17 protein-coding genes and 1 pseudogene are annotated in these 21,350 nt (G+C 61.8%); 9 read left to right on the forward strand and 9 right to left on the reverse strand.

The window, feature by feature from the left end; all coding sequences use genetic code 11:
* Window positions 1–10: 10 nt before the first annotated feature.
* On the reverse strand, window positions 11–790 hold the full coding sequence (locus KGA96_RS13075; RefSeq protein ID WP_046043258.1) for an ABC transporter substrate-binding protein: 780 nt from the start codon (window positions 788–790) through the stop codon (window positions 11–13).
* A 330-nt stretch (window positions 791–1,120) separates the two neighbouring features.
* On the opposite strand from KGA96_RS13075, the gene KGA96_RS13080 reads away from it, so the two are divergent.
* Window positions 1,121–1,762, forward strand: coding sequence for a type 1 glutamine amidotransferase (locus KGA96_RS13080; RefSeq protein WP_223513083.1), 642 nt, complete (start codon window positions 1,121–1,123; stop codon window positions 1,760–1,762).
* 153 nt (window positions 1,763–1,915) lie between these two features.
* Here the strand turns inward: KGA96_RS13080 and KGA96_RS13085 are convergent, their stop codons facing one another.
* The gene (locus KGA96_RS13085) at window positions 1,916–2,350 is read right to left on the reverse strand and encodes a rhodanese-like domain-containing protein (RefSeq protein WP_223513088.1); all 435 of its coding nucleotides are present in this window, start codon (window positions 2,348–2,350) and stop codon (window positions 1,916–1,918) included.
* 101 nt (window positions 2,351–2,451) lie between these two features.
* Between KGA96_RS13085 and ftrA the strand changes: the two genes are divergently transcribed.
* A complete protein-coding gene (ftrA, locus tag KGA96_RS13090; RefSeq protein ID WP_223513094.1) occupies window positions 2,452–3,426 on the forward strand; it encodes a transcriptional regulator FtrA in 975 nt (324 codons plus the stop codon).
* Between the two features lie 10 nt (window positions 3,427–3,436).
* On the opposite strand, the pseudogene cobF reads toward ftrA, so the two are convergent.
* Together cobF and KGA96_RS13100 are read right to left on the reverse strand one after the other, a co-directional pair.
* A pseudogene (gene cobF, locus KGA96_RS13095) lies at window positions 3,437–4,189 on the reverse strand (precorrin-6A synthase (deacetylating)); the annotation flags it as partial.
* Entirely contained in the window at window positions 4,189–4,761 is a 573-nt protein-coding gene (locus KGA96_RS13100; RefSeq protein WP_223513097.1) for a histidine phosphatase family protein, read from the reverse strand. The gene KGA96_RS13100 and the pseudogene cobF, both read right to left, overlap by 1 nt.
* A gap of 564 nt (window positions 4,762–5,325) precedes the next feature.
* On the opposite strand from KGA96_RS13100, the gene KGA96_RS13105 reads away from it, so the two are divergent.
* The 3 genes from KGA96_RS13105 (at window position 5,326) to KGA96_RS13115 (ending at window position 8,438) form a co-directional block, all read left to right on the forward strand.
* On the forward strand, window positions 5,326–6,342 hold the full coding sequence (locus KGA96_RS13105; protein WP_046043251.1) for an arginine N-succinyltransferase: 1,017 nt from the start codon (window positions 5,326–5,328) through the stop codon (window positions 6,340–6,342).
* A 49-nt stretch (window positions 6,343–6,391) separates the two neighbouring features.
* Window positions 6,392–7,426 carry an arginine N-succinyltransferase gene (astA, locus tag KGA96_RS13110; protein WP_046043249.1) on the forward strand — a complete coding sequence of 345 codons (1,035 nt, stop codon included), beginning with the start codon at window positions 6,392–6,394 and terminating at the stop codon, window positions 7,424–7,426.
* A 142-nt stretch (window positions 7,427–7,568) separates the two neighbouring features.
* Complete coding sequence (locus tag KGA96_RS13115; RefSeq protein WP_046043248.1) at window positions 7,569–8,438, forward strand: oxaloacetate decarboxylase; 870 nt, start codon at window positions 7,569–7,571, stop codon at window positions 8,436–8,438.
* Window positions 8,439–8,515: 77 nt separating this feature from the next.
* On the opposite strand, the gene KGA96_RS13120 is transcribed toward KGA96_RS13115, so the two are convergent.
* Window positions 8,516–9,589 carry a diguanylate cyclase gene (locus KGA96_RS13120; RefSeq protein ID WP_046043247.1) on the reverse strand — a complete coding sequence of 358 codons (1,074 nt, stop codon included), beginning with the start codon at window positions 9,587–9,589 and terminating at the stop codon, window positions 8,516–8,518.
* Between the two features lie 198 nt (window positions 9,590–9,787).
* On the opposite strand from KGA96_RS13120, the gene KGA96_RS13125 reads away from it, so the two are divergent.
* The 3 genes from KGA96_RS13125 (at window position 9,788) to KGA96_RS13135 (ending at window position 13,849) form a co-directional block, all read left to right on the forward strand.
* Window positions 9,788–11,242, forward strand: coding sequence for a flavin-containing monooxygenase (locus KGA96_RS13125; protein ID WP_046043246.1), 1,455 nt, complete (start codon window positions 9,788–9,790; stop codon window positions 11,240–11,242).
* A gap of 22 nt (window positions 11,243–11,264) precedes the next feature.
* Window positions 11,265–12,221, forward strand: coding sequence for an alpha/beta fold hydrolase (locus KGA96_RS13130; RefSeq protein WP_046043245.1), 957 nt, complete (start codon window positions 11,265–11,267; stop codon window positions 12,219–12,221).
* 248 nt (window positions 12,222–12,469) lie between these two features.
* The gene (locus KGA96_RS13135; RefSeq protein ID WP_046043244.1) at window positions 12,470–13,849 is read left to right on the forward strand and encodes a VOC family protein; all 1,380 of its coding nucleotides are present in this window, start codon (window positions 12,470–12,472) and stop codon (window positions 13,847–13,849) included.
* Window positions 13,850–14,210: 361 nt separating this feature from the next.
* Here the strand turns inward: KGA96_RS13135 and KGA96_RS13140 are convergent, their stop codons facing one another.
* The 4 genes from KGA96_RS13140 to KGA96_RS13155 form a co-directional block, all read right to left on the reverse strand.
* Entirely contained in the window at window positions 14,211–14,789 is a 579-nt protein-coding gene (locus KGA96_RS13140) for a hypothetical protein (RefSeq protein ID WP_223465630.1), read from the reverse strand.
* Between the two features lie 132 nt (window positions 14,790–14,921).
* Window positions 14,922–15,995 (reverse strand): lipocalin-like domain-containing protein, encoded by a 1,074-nt coding sequence (locus KGA96_RS13145; protein WP_223513100.1) that lies wholly within the window; start codon window positions 15,993–15,995, stop codon window positions 14,922–14,924.
* The gene (locus KGA96_RS13150) at window positions 15,985–18,456 is read right to left on the reverse strand and encodes an ABC transporter permease (protein ID WP_223513103.1); all 2,472 of its coding nucleotides are present in this window, start codon (window positions 18,454–18,456) and stop codon (window positions 15,985–15,987) included. Before KGA96_RS13150 ends, KGA96_RS13145 begins: the two co-directional genes overlap by 11 nt.
* Window position 18,457: 1 nt before the next feature.
* Window positions 18,458–19,126, reverse strand: coding sequence for an ABC transporter ATP-binding protein (locus KGA96_RS13155; protein WP_046043240.1), 669 nt, complete (start codon window positions 19,124–19,126; stop codon window positions 18,458–18,460).
* Window positions 19,127–19,263: 137 nt separating this feature from the next.
* Here KGA96_RS13155 and KGA96_RS13160 point away from each other — a divergent pair, with 137 nt between their 5' ends.
* On the forward strand, window positions 19,264–21,237 hold the full coding sequence (locus tag KGA96_RS13160; protein ID WP_046043239.1) for an alkyl/aryl-sulfatase: 1,974 nt from the start codon (window positions 19,264–19,266) through the stop codon (window positions 21,235–21,237).
* Window positions 21,238–21,350: the final 113 nt, after the last annotated feature.

Below are 21,350 nucleotides of genomic sequence, written 5' to 3' on the forward strand. Positions count from 1 at the left end.
AACGGCTGGATTACTCGCCGTAAACGTCAAACTTGAAGTACTTGTCCTGCACTTGCTTGTACTTGCCGTTGGCGCGGATTTCGGTGATCGCTGTGTTGAATTTCTCGGCCAGAGCGGTATCGCCCTTGCGCACGGCGATGCCGGCGCCGCCACCGAAGTATTTCGGATCGTTGTACTCAGGGCCGACGAAGGCAAAACCTTTACCGGCGTCGGTTTTCAGGAAACCGTCGTCCAGGTTGACCGAGTCGGCCAGCAACGCGTCAATGCGGCCGGAGACCATGTCCAGGTTGGCTTCCTGCTGGGAGCCGTAGCGCACCAGTACGATCCCCGCCGGTTGCAGCACTTCGGTGGCGAAGCGGTCGTGGGTACTGGCGCGCAGGACACCGACTTTCTTGCCCTTGAGTTCGGTCAGCGGGTCCTTGACGTCGGTGCCTTCCTTCATCACGAAGCGTGCCGGGGTGTGGTAGTACTTGATGGTGAAATCGACGTTCTTCTTGCGGTCGTCAGTGATGGTCATGGACGACAGGATGGCGTCGATTTTCTTGACCTTCAGCGCAGGGATCAGGCCGTCGAACTCTTGCTCGACCCAGGTGCACTTGACTTTCATCTGCTCGCACAGCGCATCGCCGATATCCACGTCGAAACCGGTGAGTTTGCCGTCAGGGGTTTTCATCGAGAATGGCGGGTAGCCGGCTTCGATACCGATGCGGATCGGCTTGGCGTCTTCGGCCACGGCGGTCAGGGACAACATCGACAGTGCCAGGGCACCGAACATCACTAGCTTCTTCATTTATAACTCCTGTGTGCGGAGGCTTTTATTGGCAGCTTCGATTGGCAGCGTTCGGTCGTCGCTTCGTGAGCGGGAACCGAAGTGGCCGGCAGTCTAGAGCGGCTACAGGAGGGCAAATTACGCCGAGGCGACAAATATTTACAGAAAAGTGGCACCCGGAGGGAGGTGTCGAGGTGAACGCGCCATGACGGTGCAATGTCTGTCAGATATATCGCGATTTCAGACCGGACCTACAGGCTTTCAGGCTCCATCCGACAGAACGTGACGACTGGCGATACCCGGTGTTTTGCGGCACATTGAGCGCCCTTGCGTCCCATCGAGATTAGCGTGATGCCCATGTTGAACCTGATCCAGCACCACCCCGCCGAAGGTCCGGGCGCCATCGCCATCTGGGCCGAATCCCGGGGACTGACGCTGAAGGTGTTTCGCGCCGACCTCGGCCAATTGCCGCCCGTCAGCGCCGGTCCCGTGATCCTGTTGGGCGGACCTTACGAATCCAATGCCGGCCCGGCCTGGCTGGAAGCCGAACGGCAATGGCTCAGAGGCACTCTGGATCAGCACGCGGCTGTGTTCGCCATTTGCCTGGGGGCACAGTTGCTGGCGTTGAGCCTGGGCGGGAATGTACGGCGGATGGATCGGAGCGAAACCGGATGGACCACCGTGAGCTTTATCGATGGGCAAACGCTGAAGGTGCTGGAGTGGCACGAAGACGCCATCGACCTGCCGCCTGCCGCGCAGTTGCTCGCCAGCAGCGAGCACTGTGTGCAGCAGATGTACCGCGCCGGGCCGATGCGGCTGGGGTTGCAGTTTCATCCGGAGTGGAACGCCGAGTCGGTGGCCCTGCTCAATGCGCATTTTGGCGATGAGTCGCCGTTGCCACGGGGGCCGCAGGACGGTGCTGCCTACGCCGATGTGTTGGCGTGGTTGCAGGCGACACTGGATGAGTGGTGGGTGGCTGCTAACGAACACTGATCCGTGGGGACCCCACTCTTGTGGCGAGGGAGCTTGCTCCCGCTGGGTCGCGAAGCGGCCCCAAAAAACTGCGTCTGCTTCGCAGCCGAGCGGGAGCAAGCTCCCTCGCCACAGGCAAGCCCCCTCACCACAATGATCAATGGTGTTTGGGTATCAGCATTCACAACCAATCACAGCATTCACCGGCCGCTGCACCCCGGCACTCAACTCAAACCCTTCATCCAGCCACCCGGTCACGCCGCCGATCATCTCCTTGACCGGATAACCCAGGGCCGCCAGTTTCACCGCCGCCTTGTTCGCGCCGTTGCAGTGAGGCCCGGCGCAATACACCACAAACAGGCTGTTTTGCGGATAACCCGCCAAACCTTCGGCAGTCAGCAAACGCCCGGGAATGTTAATCGATCCCGGTACATGCCCGCGTTCGAACGCCAGCGGGCCACGAACATCCACCAGGATGAAATCGACTTCGCCAGCCTGCTGGCTGCCGTGGACGTCGGAACAATCGGTTTCGAAGGTCAGACGGTTGCTGAAATGCATCAGGGCGATGGCCGAGGGGGCGGCGGGAATTTCGCGAACCAGGCTGGTCATGGGCTGTACTCCAAAGAAGCGGTGGGTGTGGGAAGACTTTATCCGCCAGCCGCTTGCGGCTACAGTGGCGCACAAGACACTCACCGGGAACTTTCCGCCAAATGCACCCCACCCCAGGAATGGTCGCGATTCTGGCCTACGACGGCCTCTGCACGTTCGAGTTCGGCATTGCTGTGGAGATCTTCGGCCTGCCACGACCTGAGTTCGATTTTCCGTGGTACGAGCATCGCATCGTCGCGGTCGATCAGGGCCCGATGCGTGCAATGGGCGGCATCCAGGTCCTGGCCGATGGCGGCATGGAATTGCTCGCCGATGCCCGCACCATCATCATTCCCGGCTGGCGCGACCGCAGCGCCACGGTGCCCGCAGAACTGATCGCCGCCCTGCGCCAGGCCCATGCCCGGGGGGCACGGTTGCTGTCTATCTGCTCCGGTGTTTTCGTCCTCGCCGCCACCGGGTTGCTCGACGGGCACGGTGCGACCACGCACTGGCGCTATACCTCGGAACTGGCCGAGCGCTTTCCCGGCATCCTGGTGGACCCGGACGTGCTGTATGTCGATTCCGGCCAATTGATCACCTCCGCCGGCAGCGCGGCAGGCATCGATGCCTGCCTGCACCTGGTGGCGCGGGATTTCGGCACCCAAGTGGCCAACTCCGTGGCCCGGCGCCTGGTCATGTCGCCGCAACGCAGCGGTGGTCAGGCGCAATTCATCCCGACGCCGGTCAGTCCTACACCGCGCAGCGATCTTTCCCGCGTCATGCAGTGGGCACGTGAGCGTTTGCACGAGCCACTGGAGGTGCGCGACTTGGCCAGCGAAGCCGCCATGAGCGAACGCACCTTCCTGCGCCGCTTCACCGAAGCCAGCGGACAGTCACCGAAAACCTGGTTGCAGCACGAACGCCTGGGCCGCGCCCGCGAACTGCTGGAAAGCAGCGACCAGAACACCGAGCAGATTGCCGAACGTTGTGGTTATCGCTCGGTGGAAAGCTTTCGGGTGGCCTTTCGAACCGTGGTTGGCGTGCCGCCTTCGGTGTATCGGGAGCGGTTTGGGCGAGGAGGCAATGTTGCTCTTTGAGGTGTACTGAAGGCTTGCGCAATAAATAGGTATCCATGATCCAGCCATTGGCCAGCCGCGCCGCCTTGCGCACCCGTTCGATTTCATCCGCAACATCCTTGAGCTTGCCGCGGATCAGGATTTCATCCGGCGTCCCCAGATAGGCCCCCCAGTAAATCTCGGTGTCCTGATCCACCACCTGCTGGTAAGCATCCTGGGCATCGAGCATCACCACCAGGCTGTCGGCATCGCTCACCTGCCCTGCCGCCAGACGCCGGCCGGTGGTGATTTCAACGGAGCGGCCAATCTGGTTGAGCGGCACCTTGTGTCGGGCCGCCAACGCCTGGACGCTGGTAATGCCGGGGATCACCTCGAACTCGAACCCGCAGGCGCCCGAGGCCTGGATCGCCTGAAGGATACGGATGGTGCTGTCGTACAGCGCGGGGTCGCCCCAAACCAGAAAACCACCACACTGGCTGTCGGACAGTTCTTCATTGATCAGCCGTTCGAAGGTCTGTTGTTTGGCCAGGTTCAAGTCGTCGACACTGGTCTTGTAGTCCACCTCGCCGCGCTCGCGCTCAGGGCTGTGGGCTTCGACAAAACGGTAATCGCGGCCGGTGATGTAGCGTTCGCAGATTTCGCGGCGCAGATCGATGAGTTTGTCTTTGCTCTGGCCCTTGTCCATGAGAAAAAAAACATCGACCTGATTCAACGCCTTCACCGCTTGCATCGTGATGTAGTCGGGGTTGCCGGCACCGATCCCGATGACCAGGAGTTTTTTCATCACAGCAAGTCCTCGGGGTCGGTGCCCGGCAAGCGCAGTCGCCAGCGGCCATGGAACCGTAACTCGACAGCCGACAGGGGTTCGACGTCGATCAGGTTGGACGCTGCCCCCTGCAACACCTGCGCCAGCGCGGCGCGGATGACAAAGGGATGGGTAATGGCCACGATGTGCCCGGGTGTCGACTGCAACGTTGTCAGCCACGCGCCCAACCGTTCCTCCAGTTGCAGCACCGACTCACCACCGTGGGGTGCCGACGCCGGGTCCACCAACCAATGCTGGAGTTCCTCGGCTTCAGTCTTTTGCAACTCACCGATGCGCACACCGCTCCAACGTCCGAAGTCGCAGTCCCGCAGTGCGTCGACAATCTGCGGCGCGCTGCCGAACAGTTCAGCAGTTTGCCGGGTGCGCAACTCCGGGCCGCAGACAAGACGCGGAGCGCCCTTGAACTGATTGCAACGGGAAAGCCTGAGCGCTTGCCAATCCATCTCCAGAGCTTCGTCCAGAGGAAAACGCGCCAATTTCTGTGCGACGGTTCGAGCATGACAAATCAGGGTTAAACGGGTCGCCTGCACCAGCAATCACTCTTAAGATGGAAAGAAACGACGGCGTCAGGTGACCGTCATCGCGCAATTGTGCCGCAACACAGCAGGCCCGGGTGCTGTTTAATTTTCCTGTTTGAAACGGATTCCTTCAGCCATTTCCTGCCAGATTTTCTGTCATGGCTGACCGCAACGCAGGCAATCACCTACAAGACTTTACGACATCGCCGTAGCCCTTTGGCACAGGCATTTCGCCCCTTTTTCGGGCACGAGCAGACCACACGAAAATTCACTAGACAGGCAGTACGCGATGATTAAATACTCCTTTCAACGGACTGTTAAAACACTTGCCACGCTCATCCAGCAGGAGCCCGGATGCCTTTTCTCGAACACCCGATCAAAGCGCCTGGCCAGGCCCCGCCTGCGGCCGAACCGCCTGTTCCTCGTTTAATGCGGTCCATCCCAAGAAACATCCGACAAGAAAAAGAGTGGCGCCTGACAATGTTCAGATGACCACCGATTAAATGTGTGGAAAAACCGACAGTGATAGTCAGGTTCGGCTCAAACCGCCGAATCGTTTGATACAGGAGTGTCTCCATGCTGGTCTTGCGTCCAGTCGAGTTGGCCGACCTGCCCCAGTTGCAGAGGCTCGCCCGTGAAAGCCTCGTGGGCGTCACGTCCCTGCCCGACGACAGCGAACGGTTACGCGGAAAAATCCTCGATTCCTGTGCCTCGTTCGAAAAGGACGTTCAGGCTCATGGCCCGGAAAACTATTTCTTTGTACTCGAAGACCTGACGACACGACACCTGGTCGGCTGCTCGGAAATCCTCGCCACGGCCGGGTACGACGAGCCGTTCTACAGCCTGCGCAACCGGCACTTCAACAGTGCCTCGCGGGAACTGAACATCGAGCACGGCGTACCGGCCCTGTCGTTGTGTCACGACCTCAGTGGCCACACATTGCTGCGGGGCTTTCATATCGACGCCGCGCGGGTGCGCAGCGCGCATTCCGAACTGCTGTCGCGGGCGCGCCTGTTGTTCATCGCCGCCCACGCCCGGCGTTTTTCCGACACGGTGATCACCGAAATCGTCGGCTACAGCAGTGATGAAGGCCACTCGCCATTTTGGGACGCCGTGGGCAAGCATTTCTTCGACTTGCCCTACGTCGAGGCCGAACGGCTTTGCGGCCTGCAGAGCCGCACCTTTCTCGCCGAACTGATGCCGCAGTATCCGATCTACGTGCCCATGCTGCCCCAGGCGGCACAGGACTGCATCGGCAGCATCCACCCCGATGGCCAGGAAGCCTTCGATATCCTCGAACGGGAAGGTTTCGAAACCAACAGCTACATCGATCTGTTCGATGGCGGCCCGACGCTCTATGCGCGCACCGCGGGCATTCGCTCCATCGCCCACAGCCAGTGCGGCGTAACGCAGCTTGGCCCGGTGATCGATGCCCGTGGCAGCTTTCTGGTGAGCAACGAGTCCTTGAACGAGTATCGGGCCATCGTCGCCGATCTTGATTACATCCCCGGGCAACCCGTGACGCTGGACGCCGTCATGTGCGAGGCGCTGAAGGTGACCGAGGGCAGCACGATCAGGCTGGTTGCCCTGTGAACGCTCACCAGATTCAACGCCAGAGCACACGCGCACAAGGAACAGCCGCATGATTGTCCGTCCGGTTCAGATCACCGACCTGCCCGCCCTGTTCACGCTGGTGCGCCAGGCCGTTCCGGGGCTTACCAGCCTGCCGGCCGATGAAGAACGCCTGGCCCACCGGATTCGCTGGGCCCAACGCACCTTCGCCGGGCAAGTCGATCGGGCCGATGCCGACTACCTGTTCGTGCTCGAGGACGACGAGCAACAAGTGGTGGGCGTCAGCGCCCTGACGGGGGGCGTCGGTCTGCGCGAGCCCTGGTACAACTATCGGGTCGGACTGACGGTCAGTGCTTCGGCGGACCTGGGTATCCAGCGCCAGATCCCGACCCTGTTCCTGAGTAATGAATTGACCGGGCAATCGGAAGTCTGCTCGTTGTACCTGCGCCCCGATCAGCGCCAGGGCAGCAACGGCCGTTTGCTTTCCCTCGGGCGCCTGTTGTTTGTGGCCGAGTTTACCCAGCTGTTCGGCAACCGGCTCATCGCCGAACTACGCGGCAGCGCCGACGAACAAGGCGGCTCGCCGTTCTGGGACAGCCTCGGCCGGCATTTTTTCAAGATGGATTTCCGCCACGCCGATCACTTGTCCGGGCTGGGCAACAAATCTTTCATCGCCGAACTGATGCCGCGCCAGCCGCTGTACACCTGCCTGCTCACCGAACAGGCCCAGGCAGTGATCGGCAAGGCCCACCCGAACACCGAGCCGGCCCTGAAAACCCTCAGCGCCGAGGGGTTTGCCCACAAGGGCTACATCGATATCTTCGACGGCGGACCGGTCATCGAAGCCCCGGTTTCCGGGATCCGCACCGTGCGCGACAGCCGACCGCTGTCACTTGCCATCGGCTCGAAGGACGATAAAGCGCCCCTCTGGCTGATTCACAACCGCCGCCTGGAAAACTGTCGCATTACCTGCGCCCCGGCCCGCCAGGTGGGCAACAGCCTGGTGGTTGATCGCCTGACCGCCAAGCGCTTGCAGCTGCAGCCCGGAGATTCGGTGCGCGCCGTGCCGCTGCTTGACCAACGGCAACAGGCCGTGGCGGCGTGACTGATCAGTTCCATCGCTGCGACGTCAATCGGCCTAACCCAGCAAATTCGTCATCATTCTCCCCCGGCGCGCGTGATAGCCTTTTATTTCTTCGGCGTTGACACTTTTGCTCAAGCCCTTCCATTCCATTGGTGGAACTCATATGTCCAGGCTTTCCCATCAAGATTTGCGGCGCAATTTTCGCCAACTGTTCGCCTCCAACACCTGCTACCACACGGCCTCGGTGTTCGACCCGATGTCGGCCCGCATCGCCGCCGACCTGGGCTTCGAAGTCGGGATCCTCGGGGGTTCGGTCGCCTCGCTGCAAGTGCTGGGCGCCCCCGACTTTGCCCTGATCACCCTCAGCGAATTCGCTGAACAGGCCACCCGCATCGGCCGTGTCGCCCAGTTGCCGGTGATCGCCGACGCCGACCACGGCTACGGCAACGCGCTCAACGTCATGCGTACCATCGTCGAACTCGAACGTGCTGGCGTCGCCGCGCTGACCATCGAAGACACCCTGCTGCCCGCGCAGTTCGGCCGCAAATCCACCGACCTGATCACGGTCGCCGAAGGTGTCGGCAAGATCCGCGCTGCGCTCGAAGCCCGCTGCGATTCGGAAATGGCAATCATCGCCCGCACCCATGCCGGGATTCTGCCGGTGCAGGAAATCATCAGCCGCACCCGGCAATACCAGAGCGCTGGCGCCGACGGGATCTGCATGGTGGGTATCAAGGACTTCGACCATCTGGAGCAGATCGCCGAGCACCTGAGCGTGCCGCTGATGCTGGTGACCTACGGCAACCCGCTGCTACGCGATGACAAGCGCCTGGCCGAACTGGGTGTGCGCGTGACCATCGACGGCCATGGCGCGTACTTCGCCGCGATCAAGGCGACCTACGACAGCCTGCGCGAGCAACGCCAGATCCTCACCCAGACATCGGACCTGAGCGCCACCGAGCTGACACACACCTACACGCAACCCGAGGAATACATCCGCTTCGCGGAGGAGTTCATGAGCGTCAAGGAGTGACGGTTTAAACCGACACACCGCTTTCGTCGGATCGCCGCCCGGAGCAAGCTCGCTCCCGCAGGTCTTGCGCTAGACAGTCACACCGAGTCGAGCAGTTCGCGATAGGGTTTCCCGTTCCCGCAGCAGATCACTCGATTGCGCCCGGTGGTCTTGGCTTCGTATAGCGCATGATCGGCGTCATTGAGCCAAAGCGTCGCGTCGGCATGGGCCGGGTTGAAGGACGCCATTCCAATGCTCAGGCTGACTTTCAGCGCCGGGTTCTGCTCGTAGCCCAAGGTGGCGAAGCGATCGCGCAGGGCATCCATGACGGCGACGGCGCGGTTCAGGGGCAGGTCCGGAAGGATCACGCAGAACTCGTCACCGCCGTAGCGCCCTGCTACATCGGTCGCTCGCAGGTTCTGCTTGAGCATTTTGCTCAACTGACGCAAGACGATGTCGCCGGCAACATGCCCGTAGGTATCGTTGATGGCTTTGAAATGGTCGATGTCGATCAGGGCGATCGCTCCACCTTTTTGCTGGCGTTTGCAACGCTGGAACTCGATCTCCAGCTGGTCCTTCCAGGTGCCGTGGTTCAGCAGGCCTGTCAGGCTGTCGGTGCGGCTCAGTGCCAGCAGTTCACGCTTCTGACAGCCGAGGGTATGGGCCTGGCGGAAGCAGATCCAGCCCAGCGCCAGCGGATACAGGCACAGCAACGGCAAACAGGCATAGAGCTGCACCGCGCTGGTGGCAGGAATGAACGCCGGGGCGAAAATCTGCAGGCCTACGCCCACGCCCAGGATTTGCGCGGCCGTCCCGGCCAGCAGGAAGCGCAAGCCGCCTATGGCCACGTTGTTCATGGCCATCATGGAAATGGTGGTCGCGCTGGGCAGTGGATTGAATTGCATCGCGGCAATCCAGAAGCCGCCGAGAAAGGCATCGATCAGCAGATTGCGGTGTTCGGCATGATAGGGCGTCCTGGCCCGGCGCGCCCATTGGTAAGCCAGATGCGGCCAGACCAGGCCATTGAACCACATGAAGCCCCAGACCCAGGGCGCCGGATCGAGCGGATACATTGCCACGCTCACACACACCAACCCCAGGGCCAGCCCCAGGGTCCGCGATGTATAGAGCCTCCTGGCCAATGAAAATCCCTTTCCTCCCGTTTTTGTCATAGGGCCTCTGTGCCACTCGACGGAATGCGATTACAGCCTGTGCCTGTACGCTGGAGTCTATCAGGGCGAGATTAAATAGCCATCACTGGCTGACGGGCTGAATATCGCGACATCACGCTCGCATAAAAGCAAAAGCCTCGCCCCAGAAACGGCTATACATGAAAGAAGGGGTTGATCGATGACCATAAGAGGAGGCCCATGCAGACCTTTCAAGTATTGATCATCGGCAGCGGGTTTGGCGGCCAATGTGCAGCAATCAATTTGCTCAAGGCCGGCATCGACGATTTTCGCCTGCTGGAGCGGCGGGATTTCTTCGGTGGCACCTGGTGCCAGAATACCTACCCCGGCGCGGCAGTCGACGTGCCCTCGCCGCTGTACTCCCTGTCTTTTGCTCCGTATCGCTGGACACAAATGTTCGCCGAACAGGCCGAACTGCACCGCTACACCCGCCACGTGGTGGAACACTTCGGCCTGCGGGACAAGGTGGAACTGGGCGCCAATGTCGAGCGCGTCGAATGGGACGACACCAACAAACGCTGGACGGTGTACACCGCCGGCAAAGGCACCTTTTGCGCGCAGTTCCTGATCAATGCGACCGGGCCCCTGAGTCAACCGGTGGTCCCTCGCTTCGATGGACAGGAACGCTTCCAGGGCAAGACGTTCCACACCAACAACTGGGATCACCGCTACGACTACCGGCAAAAACGCGTGGCCATCGTCGGCAGCGGCGCCAGTGCGGCCCAGGTCATTCCGGCCATCGCCCCGGACGTCGGGCACTTGCATGTGTTCCAGCGCACGCCCCACTGGGTCCTGCCCCGGGCTGACCGCAACTTTGGCCGTTTCCAGCGCTGGCTGCTGGGGTTCAAACCGGCCTACAAGCTGCTGCGCTGGGGGATCTACTGGCAATTCGAAACCCGGGTGATTGCCTTCAAGTATTCGAAACCGGCGGTGCACATGGTCCAGCGTCAGGCCCTGCGCTTTCTCAAACGCCAGGTACCGGACGCCGAACTGCGGTGCAAGCTGACGCCGGACTACACCATCGGCTGCAAACGGGTGATTCTGTCCAGCACGCTGTACCCGGCGCTGGCGCGCGACAACGTGACGTTGCACAGCCGCGAGCAAGGCATCGCGTCCATCGACGAAACCGGCATCGTTACCCTGGAAGGCCAGCACATCGACCTGGACCTGATCGTCTGGTCCACCGGCTACGATGCCACCGACGGGGTAATTTCCTACCCGGTAACGGGCAAGAACGGCACCCGCCTCAAGGAGGTCTGGGCGCAATACCCGCGGGCCTACCTCGGCACCGCCCTGCCCGACTTTCCCAACCTGTTCATCGTCACCGGGCCGAACACCGGCATCGGCCACACCTCGGCGCTGTTCATCATCGAATCCCAGATGAATTACATCCTCGATTGCATTCGCACCTTGAAGACTCAAGGTTTACGCAGCATCGAAGTTCGCCATGAGGCGGAACGTACCTACACTGAAATGATCCACCGGGAAATGGAACGCACCGTGTGGAAATCCGGTGGTTGCCACAGTTGGTATCAAAGCAAGAGCGGTCATGTGATTGCCATGTTTCCGGGATTCAGCTTCAGCTTTCATCGCTTGACCCGAGCGCTGAAACCCGCCGATCACATTTTGTCCTGAGCAGATAGAAGGGAGACGCGTGATGCTTTTGTTGTTCGTCGTTCTCGCAGTGTTCGTCGCCTGGAGCTGGCTGACCTACCCGGCCATCGGCTACTGGCTCTATGACTTGAGCATGGCGGCCGAGGCCAAGCTGTACCGGCTGCACAAGATCGTCGTGCCCATCCCCGAAATGACCGTCTCGACCTGGCAAGGCGGGCCATACGAGGCCACCAGCAGTGTGCTGATGCTCCATGGCTTCAGCGCCGACAAGAATCTCTGGCTGCGTTTCGCCCGGCACTTTGTCGGCAGCCATCGGGTGATCATTCCGGACATCGCCGGCCATGGCGAAACCGGCTTCAAGGCGGGCGGCGGCTACGACATCCCGCTGCAGGCCAAGCGCATGATCCAGCTGCTGGACGTGTGCGGGGTCGAGAAAGTCCATGTCATCGGCAACTCCATGGGCGGCTATATGGCGGCCTGGCTCGCGGCCACCTATCCGGAGCGCATTGTGTCCTTGGCACTGATCGACCCGGCCGGGGTCACTTCGCCCGAGCCCAGTGACCTTGAGCGGCATTTGGCCAAGGGCCACAACCCGTTTTTGATTCATTCGCGGGAAGAATTCCAGCGTTTCTACGCCATGACCATGGCTTCGCCGCCCTGGGTACCGAAACTGGTGCTCGATGCCGTCGCCCAGCGCTATGAACAGTCCCGCGAGGAGCTGGAGGAAATCTTCCGCGAATTTCGCGCCAGCCCGCCGATGGAACCGCACCTGCCCGACATCACCGCCCCGGCGCTGTTGCTGTGGGGCCGCAAGGACCGGTTGATCGATGTCAGCAGTGTGTCAGTCTGGAGCAAGGGCATCGCCGACCTGCGCGTGCATATCTGGGACGCCATCGGGCACATGCCCATGGTGGAAGCGCCATACGGTTCGGCGCGCCTGTATCGCGAGTTTTTGGCATCGCTGCGCTCGGAGAGCCCACAGGATCAACGACTGCATTAGTGGGACGTTCTCAATTAGTTTCCCCACCGCGTTGTCGCCTTAAAGCTGGCCAGGCAAGGCGTAGGCCGCTGGGAATGGTTGTTCCCTTTCCAAGGCCTGCAACGCAGCATGGCCAGCTTTAAGGCACACCCCCCCTAGGCATGCAGTCCTTTGCAGAATGAAGTTCGTCAGAAACTTCGTTTGTCGGCGTCGCTGAAGGCTGCGATCTTTCGTCCATCCTTTACGTCACCGCGCCAGGAATCATGTTCATGAACCACCCGAACTTCGTCAGCCCTGACCTGATCCGCCAACGCTTCTCCAAAGCGATGTCCGACATGTACCGCGAGGAAGTGCCGTTGTACGGCGCATTGATGGAACTGGTGGAACAGACCAATCGTCACGTGCTGGACAGCGATGCGCAAATCCTGCAGCAGCTCACCAGCACCGGCGAAATCGAACGCCTGGACCTTGAGCGCCATGGAGCGATCCGCGTCGGTACGGCCGATGAACTGGCGACCCTCGCCCGCCTGTTCGCGGTGATGGGTATGCAACCGGTGGGTTACTACGACCTGACTCCAGCCGGCGTGCCGGTGCATTCCACGGCGTTTCGCGCGGTGCATGAAGCGTCGTTGCAGGTCAGCCCGTTCCGGGTATTCACCTCGCTGTTGCGCCTGGAACTGATCGAAGACCTGGAGCTGCGAGCCTTCGCCCAGTCGATGCTCGACCAGCGCTCGATCTTCACCCCCACGGCCCTCACGCTCATCGAACGCGCCGAATCCCGGGGTGGCCTGACCGATCAGGAAGCCCAGGAATTCGTTGAGCAAGCGCTGGAAACGTTTCGCTGGCACCACAGCGCCACCGTCACCGCCGAGCAGTATCGACAGCTCAGTGCCCAGCATCGTCTGATCGCCGACGTGGTGGCATTCAAGGGCCCGCACATCAACCACCTGACACCACGGACCCTGGACATCGACATCGTCCAGGCACAGATGCCGGCCCATGGCATCACCCCCAAAGCGGTAATCGAAGGCCCACCTCGCCGCCAGTGCCCGATCCTGCTGCGCCAGACCAGCTTCAAGGCCCTGGACGAGCCGATTGCCTTCACCGATCAAAGCGAGGCGCGCGGCAGCCACAGTGCCCGTTTCGGCGAGATTGAACAGCGCGGTGCCGCCCTTACGCCCAAAGGCCGCGCACTCTACGACCGCTTGCTCAATGCCGCACGGGACGAACTCAAGGACTTCCCCAACGAAGCCAACGCCGCGCGCTACAACGCCCTGATGGCGCAGCATTTCAGCGAGTTCCCCGACACCTGGGAAGGCATGCGCCAACAGGGCCTGGCTTACTTCCGCTACTTCGTGACGGAACAAGGCCTGGCGGCGGGTGACCTGAAAAACGCCCCCCTGGAAGACCTGCTCGGCGACGGTTACCTGCGGGTTGAACCGCTGGTGTACGAAGACTTCCTGCCGGTCAGCGCGGCGGGGATTTTTCAGTCAAACCTGGGGGACGCAGCACAAACCCGTTACGGCGCCCATGCCAACCAGCAGGCCTTCGAACAGGCCCTGGGGCGTTCGACGATCGATGAGTTGGAACTGTATGCCGAGAGCCAGCGACGCTCGGTCGAACAGTGTTTCGCCGCGCTGGCCGATTAAAAAGCATGACGGAATGACTTGTTACAACTCAATAAAAACGGGCGACCTGCAGGCCGCCCGTTTTTTATATCCAAAACTTTCAATACAGCAAATAAAGTGTTCGCCCAGTGCAATGGCCTCGGCAATCCATGCACTGGTAAAGAGCCCTGACACTGGGCGAACGGAAAGTATTTTAGTAGAAGCGAATTAATATGTCCGCACTGCAAAGATGAAATTTATCGACACAATGTTTAACAAGATGTCGACTTAAATACTATGCAACACGGCATCTCGAACTCACCAGTTCGACCATTACGAGCTGATTATTCCTATACAAAACTTGCACAAAAACAATCAGCCCGTATAGAACCATGACTCGATATCAGTGCTTGCTGGTCACCGTCAAAATGTCGGTATAAACCACGTTGACGCTTTGTCCGACTTTCAAGTCCTTGAGTTTGGCCTGGACTTCAGGTCGCTTGACGTCGACGGTCTTGGACTTGCCTTCCGGGTTTTCGAAGGTCACCTGGTTTTTCTTCTGGTCGATGTGGGTGATTTTCAACTGCACTTTCACCTGGCGGTACGCTTCGCCGCCCGGGTTGGCGCTGCCTGGCGCTGCGCGCACTTCGCCGGTGGCTTCGGCGGTGCCGGGCAGGCCTTTGTCGACATCGGTGTCGAGGTAGGCTGCTACGGCGCTGGTGACCCTGATGTCGACCGAGTCGCCGGCCTTGAGGTTTTTGAGGTTTTTCGCCTTTTCGGTCAGTTGTACAGGGAATTCATTACCCTGCGGGCCTTTCAGGACCACTATATGGTTCGCGGTGTCTACCGAAACGACTTTGGTGGCGACCTGATCAACCACCACAACTTCGGACAACGGTAGTTCGGCGGCAACCGCGCCGAAACTGGCGGCAGACAGCAAGGTTGCGAGGGCGATGGCTTGGGTCAGTGCGTGGCGTTTCATAGGCAGAACATTCCCTGTGATAGATGGCAACAGACGGCGTTGAAACCGGGCTCAACGCCATGTGTGCGAGTGAGCATAGACGCTGTTCTGCGAGTGGTCGCGCCGCAGCGGTGATTTTCCTTGCACGAGCGCCTAGTACCCGGTCATTTCCAGATAGCCCTGCCCTGTATGACTGCCACTGAGGCGCACCGGGCCTTCCCAATAAGGAATGCGCAAATCCATCCAGGCCTGGGGATTGAGCGCGGCAATGGCGATATCGAGGTGTCTGGCGGGGATTTTGATCGACCAGCGAATGGGCATCGCGCGCCCGGCAACCCGGGCCGTGTCTTGCGGCGTGAGGATGATGTCGCCAGCGTGCAGCAATTGTGTCTGGCCCCCAGCGTCGATCCAGGTGCCGGTGAGGTAAGGCTCGCCGTCCTTTTGCCGCATGCGATACAGCATCACCTGCTCGCCGCTGTCCAGGTGCAGGGAGAACCAGTCCCACCCTGTCTGGTTGCTCGTCAGGGGCTGGCTGCTCCATTCGCGGTCGAGCCAGGCCGGGCCACTGACCTGAAAGGTCTTGCCATCGATTTCCAGGGTGCCGCTGGCCTGGAAAAACGGCTGACTGTAGTAGTAAGAGGCCTGACCCTGTTCGGATTTCTGGCTGAAGCCCCGTTCCCCCTGAAGCACCAGCGGCCCTGTCGAGGTCAACCGCAGCCGGTAACTGAAACGCTGGTCGCGGGCACTGAGTAGCACGTCGGCCAACGGGTCGTCGGCAGTCGTCTGGCTGCGCAGTTGCCAGTCGTCGATCCATGCATTGAACGGCGCAACGTTGACACCGGCCTGACCGACGCCGCCACGAGCATATCTTTCGGCCGCGTGATGCACTGTCGCCGACGTCACTGCCGCGTGGCCGAGCCAGATCGTCTGATTCTGCCAACCCGCCACCTCGGGGCTGGCTTTCAACGCGCTGCGGAACAAGGTCCATTGCGCGCCGAACTCATTGCCCTGATCGTCCTTCAGATTGGCCGTGACATACCACCATTCGATGCGAAAGCCGTCGTGGGGACCGTGATCCGCCGGGAAGCTGAACACCCGACCGGGCACCACCGGGGTGAAGGCGGCGGCCTGGTTGCCCAGCCCCGCAAAGCCCTTTTGCTCCGGTGCCGGTTGATCGCAACCGCTCGCCAGCAACGCCAGGAGCAACACGCAGGCTTTAATCTTCATGGGCAAACGTCCGCAGCAGGTCCGCCGGTTGCGTGCGGTACAAACGGTACAACGGCCAGGCCGAGGCCAGTAACGTCGCGACCAGCGCCAGCCCCATCAATTGCAACAGTTGCATTGGAAACACCCGCAACGGCAGGCGCCAGCCAAAGGCCTGCACGTTGATCACCGTGTCCAGGCACCACGCCAGGGCGATGCCCAGCGGCAATGCCAGCACCAAGGTCAATATCGCCAGCAACCAGGTTTGCCCTAGGTTGAGCAACATCAGATGCCGACGCGTCACGCCCAGCGCCCACAGCGGCGCCAGTTGCCCGAGACGGCTCTGGCTTTGGGTCAACAGGCTGATGAACAGCGCCACCCCGGCCACGCACAGCGTCAGGCTGTTGAGTGCGGCGGTGGCGGCGAAGGTACGTTCGAAGATTTGCGTGGACCAACCCTTGAGCCGCGCCTGATCGACGATGCGGCTGTCGTCCAGGGTAAAGCGTGCCTGCAGCGCCGTGACGAACGCCGGAATCGATGCCGGTTCGATGCGCAGATTGAAGCGGCTCGGTGTCAGTTGCGGCCAACCGCGCAACAGGTGGCCGATGTTCACCAGAATGTGGCCCTTGGGATTGCCGTAGTCGGCGTAGATCCCGACGATCCGCGGCGACCACGGGCCAGTGGGGGTCGGCAGCGTCAGGTGATCGCCCAGTTGCACGTGCAGGCGCCGGGCCAGTTGTTCGCTGAGCATCACCGCATCGTCCTTGGCCAGCCGCTCCCAAGGGTTGTCGCCCAAGGCTTCGAGCAGCGGCCAGTGCTGGCGATAGGTCGGGTGGTCGATGATCCCGGACAGGTCCGTCGGCCAGCCCTGCAACTGGATCGAAACCTGCCAGTTGGGCAGCACCGCCGCCAGTTGCGGCTGCTGGTTGAGCCAGCTTTGCAGCTCCCGGGCCTGGGCCGGGTTCTGGGGATTGAGGTAAAGCTCGGCCGTCAGCCGTTGTTCGAGCCAGTCGCTGAAGGTCTGGCGAAACCCTGCGGTCATGCTGCCGGCACCGATGTTCGCCGCCATGGCCAACAGCAGCGCCATCAACGCCAGGCTCAGGGCCGGCAGTTGCTGGCGGCAATCGGCGACAAACCACTGGCCAAGCACCGAGCGACTTCGCTGCGAAACGAGATTGAGCAGAGAACTGAGCACCACCGGCAATGCCAGCGCGGCACCGATCAACAGAGCCGCCATCAACACGAAGCCACTGATAAGGCTGTCGCCGAAGATCAACGCCAGCAGCGCGATCACCCCGGCCATTGCCGCCACCCACCCCTGGCGTCGCAACCAGCGTGCATGGGCCTGATGCCAGGCCTGCGGGTCGGCCAACGCCAGCAATGGCAAACGCGCCGCCCGCAACAGGCTGTTGGCCCCGGCGAGCATTGCGCCGATCAGACTCAAGCCGATCCCGCTGAACCACCACGACAGGCTGAGGCTCAGCTGCCCCGCCACTTCGGCGCCGTACAAGCCACGCAGGCTGGCGGCGACATCGGGCAACAGCACGCCGGCCAGCAGGTAGCCGCTGACCACCCCGGCCACACCGCCGATCAGGGCCAATCCACCCAATTCGACGGCAAGGCAAGCGATCAGCATCCGCGCACTCACACCGCAGGCACGCAGGGTCCGCAGCAGGCTTCGCCGTTGCTCCAGCGCCAGTCCGATGGCAGCGTGCACGATAAACAGGCCGACCACGAACGACAGCACCCCCAGGGCATCGAGGTTCAGGTGGAAGCTTTCGGTCAGGCGCGTCAGGTTGCTTTCTTCGCCAGCTCGCTTGAGTTGCAGCTGGCCCTTGAACGGCTCCGGCAATGGCGCGGTGAAATCCTTCGGTAACAGCAGCCGCGACAGTTGCTCCGGCAACCCCAGAATCTGCTGGGCAAAACCGATGTCCACCAGCAGCACGCCGGGCGCCATGTCGGCCTGCACATGCAGCGGCGGCAGTGCCACGCCCGCCAGGTTCAGTGGCCGGTCACCCTCGCGAAAACCCAGTGCCTTCAAGGTCTGGGGCGAGATCCAGGTACTGCCCGGCGGACTGAAAAAGCCGACCACCTGTTCAATCGCCAAGGCCTGCCCGGCCACCGCCGCGCCCGCCGGCAGCGACACCGGCTCGATGCCCATCAACTGCAAGCGCTGCTCTTCGTGCCCCTTGAGCGTGACCCGGCCTTGCAGCACCGGTGACACCGGCCAGCCCGCGCGACGCAGATCGATAAACCATTGCTGGGGGAGCGTGCCGCCGCCGGGCGCACCGAGGCTGGCCTGGGGTTCGCCGCCGATCAACTGACTGGCGCGGGCATAGCTGTCGCGGGCCTGGCTGTTGAGAGCCTGGACACCGGCCAACAGACCGGTGGCCAGCCACAACCCGGTCAGCACACTGAAAAACTGCACCGGATGCTGCCGCCAGTGGCTGAGCAGCGCACGCAGAGTTTCGCTGAAAATGCGCATGTCAGCGCTCTCCCGCACCGGCCAGACGACCGCCGCACAGCATGGCTTTTTCCGCCAGCCGTGCCGCCACGCCGGGACTGTGGGTGACCATCAACAGGCTGGTGGGGCTGTCGTCGAGCAATTCCAGCAGCAGCTGCAACACCTCGGCGGCGGTGGTTTCATCGAGGCTGCCGGTGGGCTCGTCGGCCAGCAGCAATTGGGGGCGCGATGCCAGCGCTCGGCCCAGTGCGACCCGTTGCTGCTGGCCGCCGGACAGTTGCTCCGGATAGCGCCGCAGCAGCTCCCCCAAGCCCAGGCGCTGCACCAGGTGCGCCTGCCAGCGTGGGTCATGGCGCCCCGCCAGACGTGCCTGAATCGCCAGGTTGTCTTCGACCCGCAGGCTGCCGATCAGGTTGAATTGCTGGAACACCAGGCCGATTTCCGTACGACGCCAGTTCGCCAGTTGCCCTTCATTCATCTGTTCCAGGCGATGCTCGCCACTGCGGATGCTGCCGCGATCGACCTTGTCCAGCCCGGCGATCAGGTGCAGCAAGGTGCTTTTGCCACTGCCCGACTCGCCCATCAGCGCCAGGCTGCTGCCGGGCCTGAGCGTCAGGTCGACGCCTTGCAGCACCGGCAGCGGCCCCTGCGGGGTGGCGTAGCTTTTGAAAACGCCATGGACTTCAAGCATGGGTCAACCTGCTGGATATGCCTGGCCCAAGGATAGCGGCCCTGAATGGTTTTTGTCCGCTGACGATCATGGCCCCGACCGCCCATCGCCCTACCCTCGAAGCTGGTCTGACCATAACGACAAAAAACGGAGACGCCATGCCTCGTTTCACCTTGAGCCCTCGTGGGCTGCTCACTTGCCTGATCACTGCCTGCCTTGCGCAATCGGTGGTCGCCGCCGATGGACCGGTCGCGGCCAGCCCGCAAACCACGGCCAGTAACGCCGCCGTGCTGCAACAACTGCCCTTCACCGACCGCACCGACTACGAGTCGGTCACCAAGGGCCTGATCGCGCCGTTCAAGGGCCAGGTCAAGGACGCCACGGGCAAGGTCATCTGGGATATCCAGGCCTATGACTTCCTCGCCAAGGACCAGGCCCCGGAGTCGGTCAACCCGAGCCTCTGGCGCCTGGCCCAGCTCAGCGCCCATGCCGGATTGTATGAAGTCAGCCCTCGGCTGTATCAGGTGCGCGGCCTCGACCTCGCCAACATGACCATCATCGAAGGCGACGACGGGCTGATCATCATCGACCCGCTGACCATGGCCGAAACCGCCAAGGCGGCGCTGGACCTGTACTACCAGAACCGTCCGCACAAACCGGTGGTGGCGGTGATCTACAGCCACACTCACGTCGACCACTTCGGGGGCGTGCGCGGGGTCATCGACGAAGCCGACGTCAAGGCCGGCAAGGTCAAGGTATTCGCCCCCGCCGGGTTCATGGAACACGTGATGAGCGAGAACGTCTACGCCGGCAACGCCATGAGCCGCCGTGCGCAGTTCCAGTTCGGCAGCCTGCTGCCCCGTGGCGAAAAAGGCCAGGTCGATGCCGGCCTGGGCAAGAGCACGCCGAGCGGCGGCACGGTCACCCTGATCCCGCCCACCGACCTGATCGACAAGGAACTGGAAACCCGCACCATCGCCGGCCTCGACGTGGAGTTCCAGTTGACCCCGGGCACCGAGGCGCCGGCGGAAATGAACCTGTACCTGCCGCAGTTGCGCGCCTTGTGCATGGCGGAAAACGCCACGCAAATGATGCACAACATCCTCACCCCCCGTGGCGCGCAAGTGCGTGACGCCAAGGCCTGGGCCGAGTACCTGGACGGCAGCCTGGCGCGTTACGGCGACAAGAGCGACGTGTTGTTCGCCCAGCACAACTGGCCGACCTGGGGCGGCGAGCGCATCCGCACCTTCCTCGCCGACCAACGCGACATGTACGCCTTCCTCAACGACCGCACCCTGCACCTGCTGAACCAGGGCCTGACGCCGCTGGAAATCGCCGACTCGATCAAGAAGCTGCCCGGCAGCCTGGACCAGAAGTGGTACACCCGCGGCTACTACGGCTCACTGAGTTTCAACACCCGCGCGGTGTATCAGCGCTACATGGGTTTCTATGACGGTAACCCGGCCAACCTCAATCCGCTGCCGCCAGTGGAAACGGCCAAGCGTTCGGTCGAGGCCATGGGTGGCGAAGCGGCTGTGCTGGGGAAAATGCAGGCGGCGATGGCCAAGGGCGAATACCGCTGGGCCGCGCAACTGGGCAATCAGGTGCTGTTCGCCAACCCGGACAACGGCGACGCCCGCAAAGCCCAGGCCCAGGCGCTGGAGCAAATGGGCTATCAAAGTGAAAACGCCACCTGGCGCAACATGTACCTGACCGGCGCCATGGAACTGCGCAACGGCGTACCACCCAATGCGGGCACTTCGGTATCGGTGGACATGGTACGGGCAATGAGCCCGCAGATGTTCTTCGACTTCCTGGCGGTGCGCCTGGACAGTGAAAAGGCCGTAGGCCATGACTTGACCCTGAACTGGACCTTCGATGACCTGAACAAGGACTTCAACCTGACCCTGCGCAATGGCGTGCTGACCCACCGTGCCGGGCTCAATGCTCAGGCGGATGCCAGCGTGACCATGAGCAAGGCCACCCTGGAACAGATCAGCCTCAAGCAACTGGATATCCCGACGGCGATGCAGAAAGGCCTGATCAAGTTGCAGGGCAATGGCAAGAAGCTCGGGGAGTTGATGAGCAGCCTCGATACGTTTGCACCGCAGTTCAATATCGTCACCCCTTGACCGGATGACGCGGGAAACCGCGTCGCCTTCATCGCGAGCTTGCTCGCGATGGCGGTTTACCGGCCAACCAGGTATGTCACAGGTGAACGAAACCCGCGACAAGGCCGGCCGGT

The sequence above is a fragment of the Pseudomonas sp. GL-R-26 genome (genome assembly GCF_019947365.1).
Lineage (GTDB): Bacteria > Pseudomonadota > Gammaproteobacteria > Pseudomonadales > Pseudomonadaceae > Aquipseudomonas.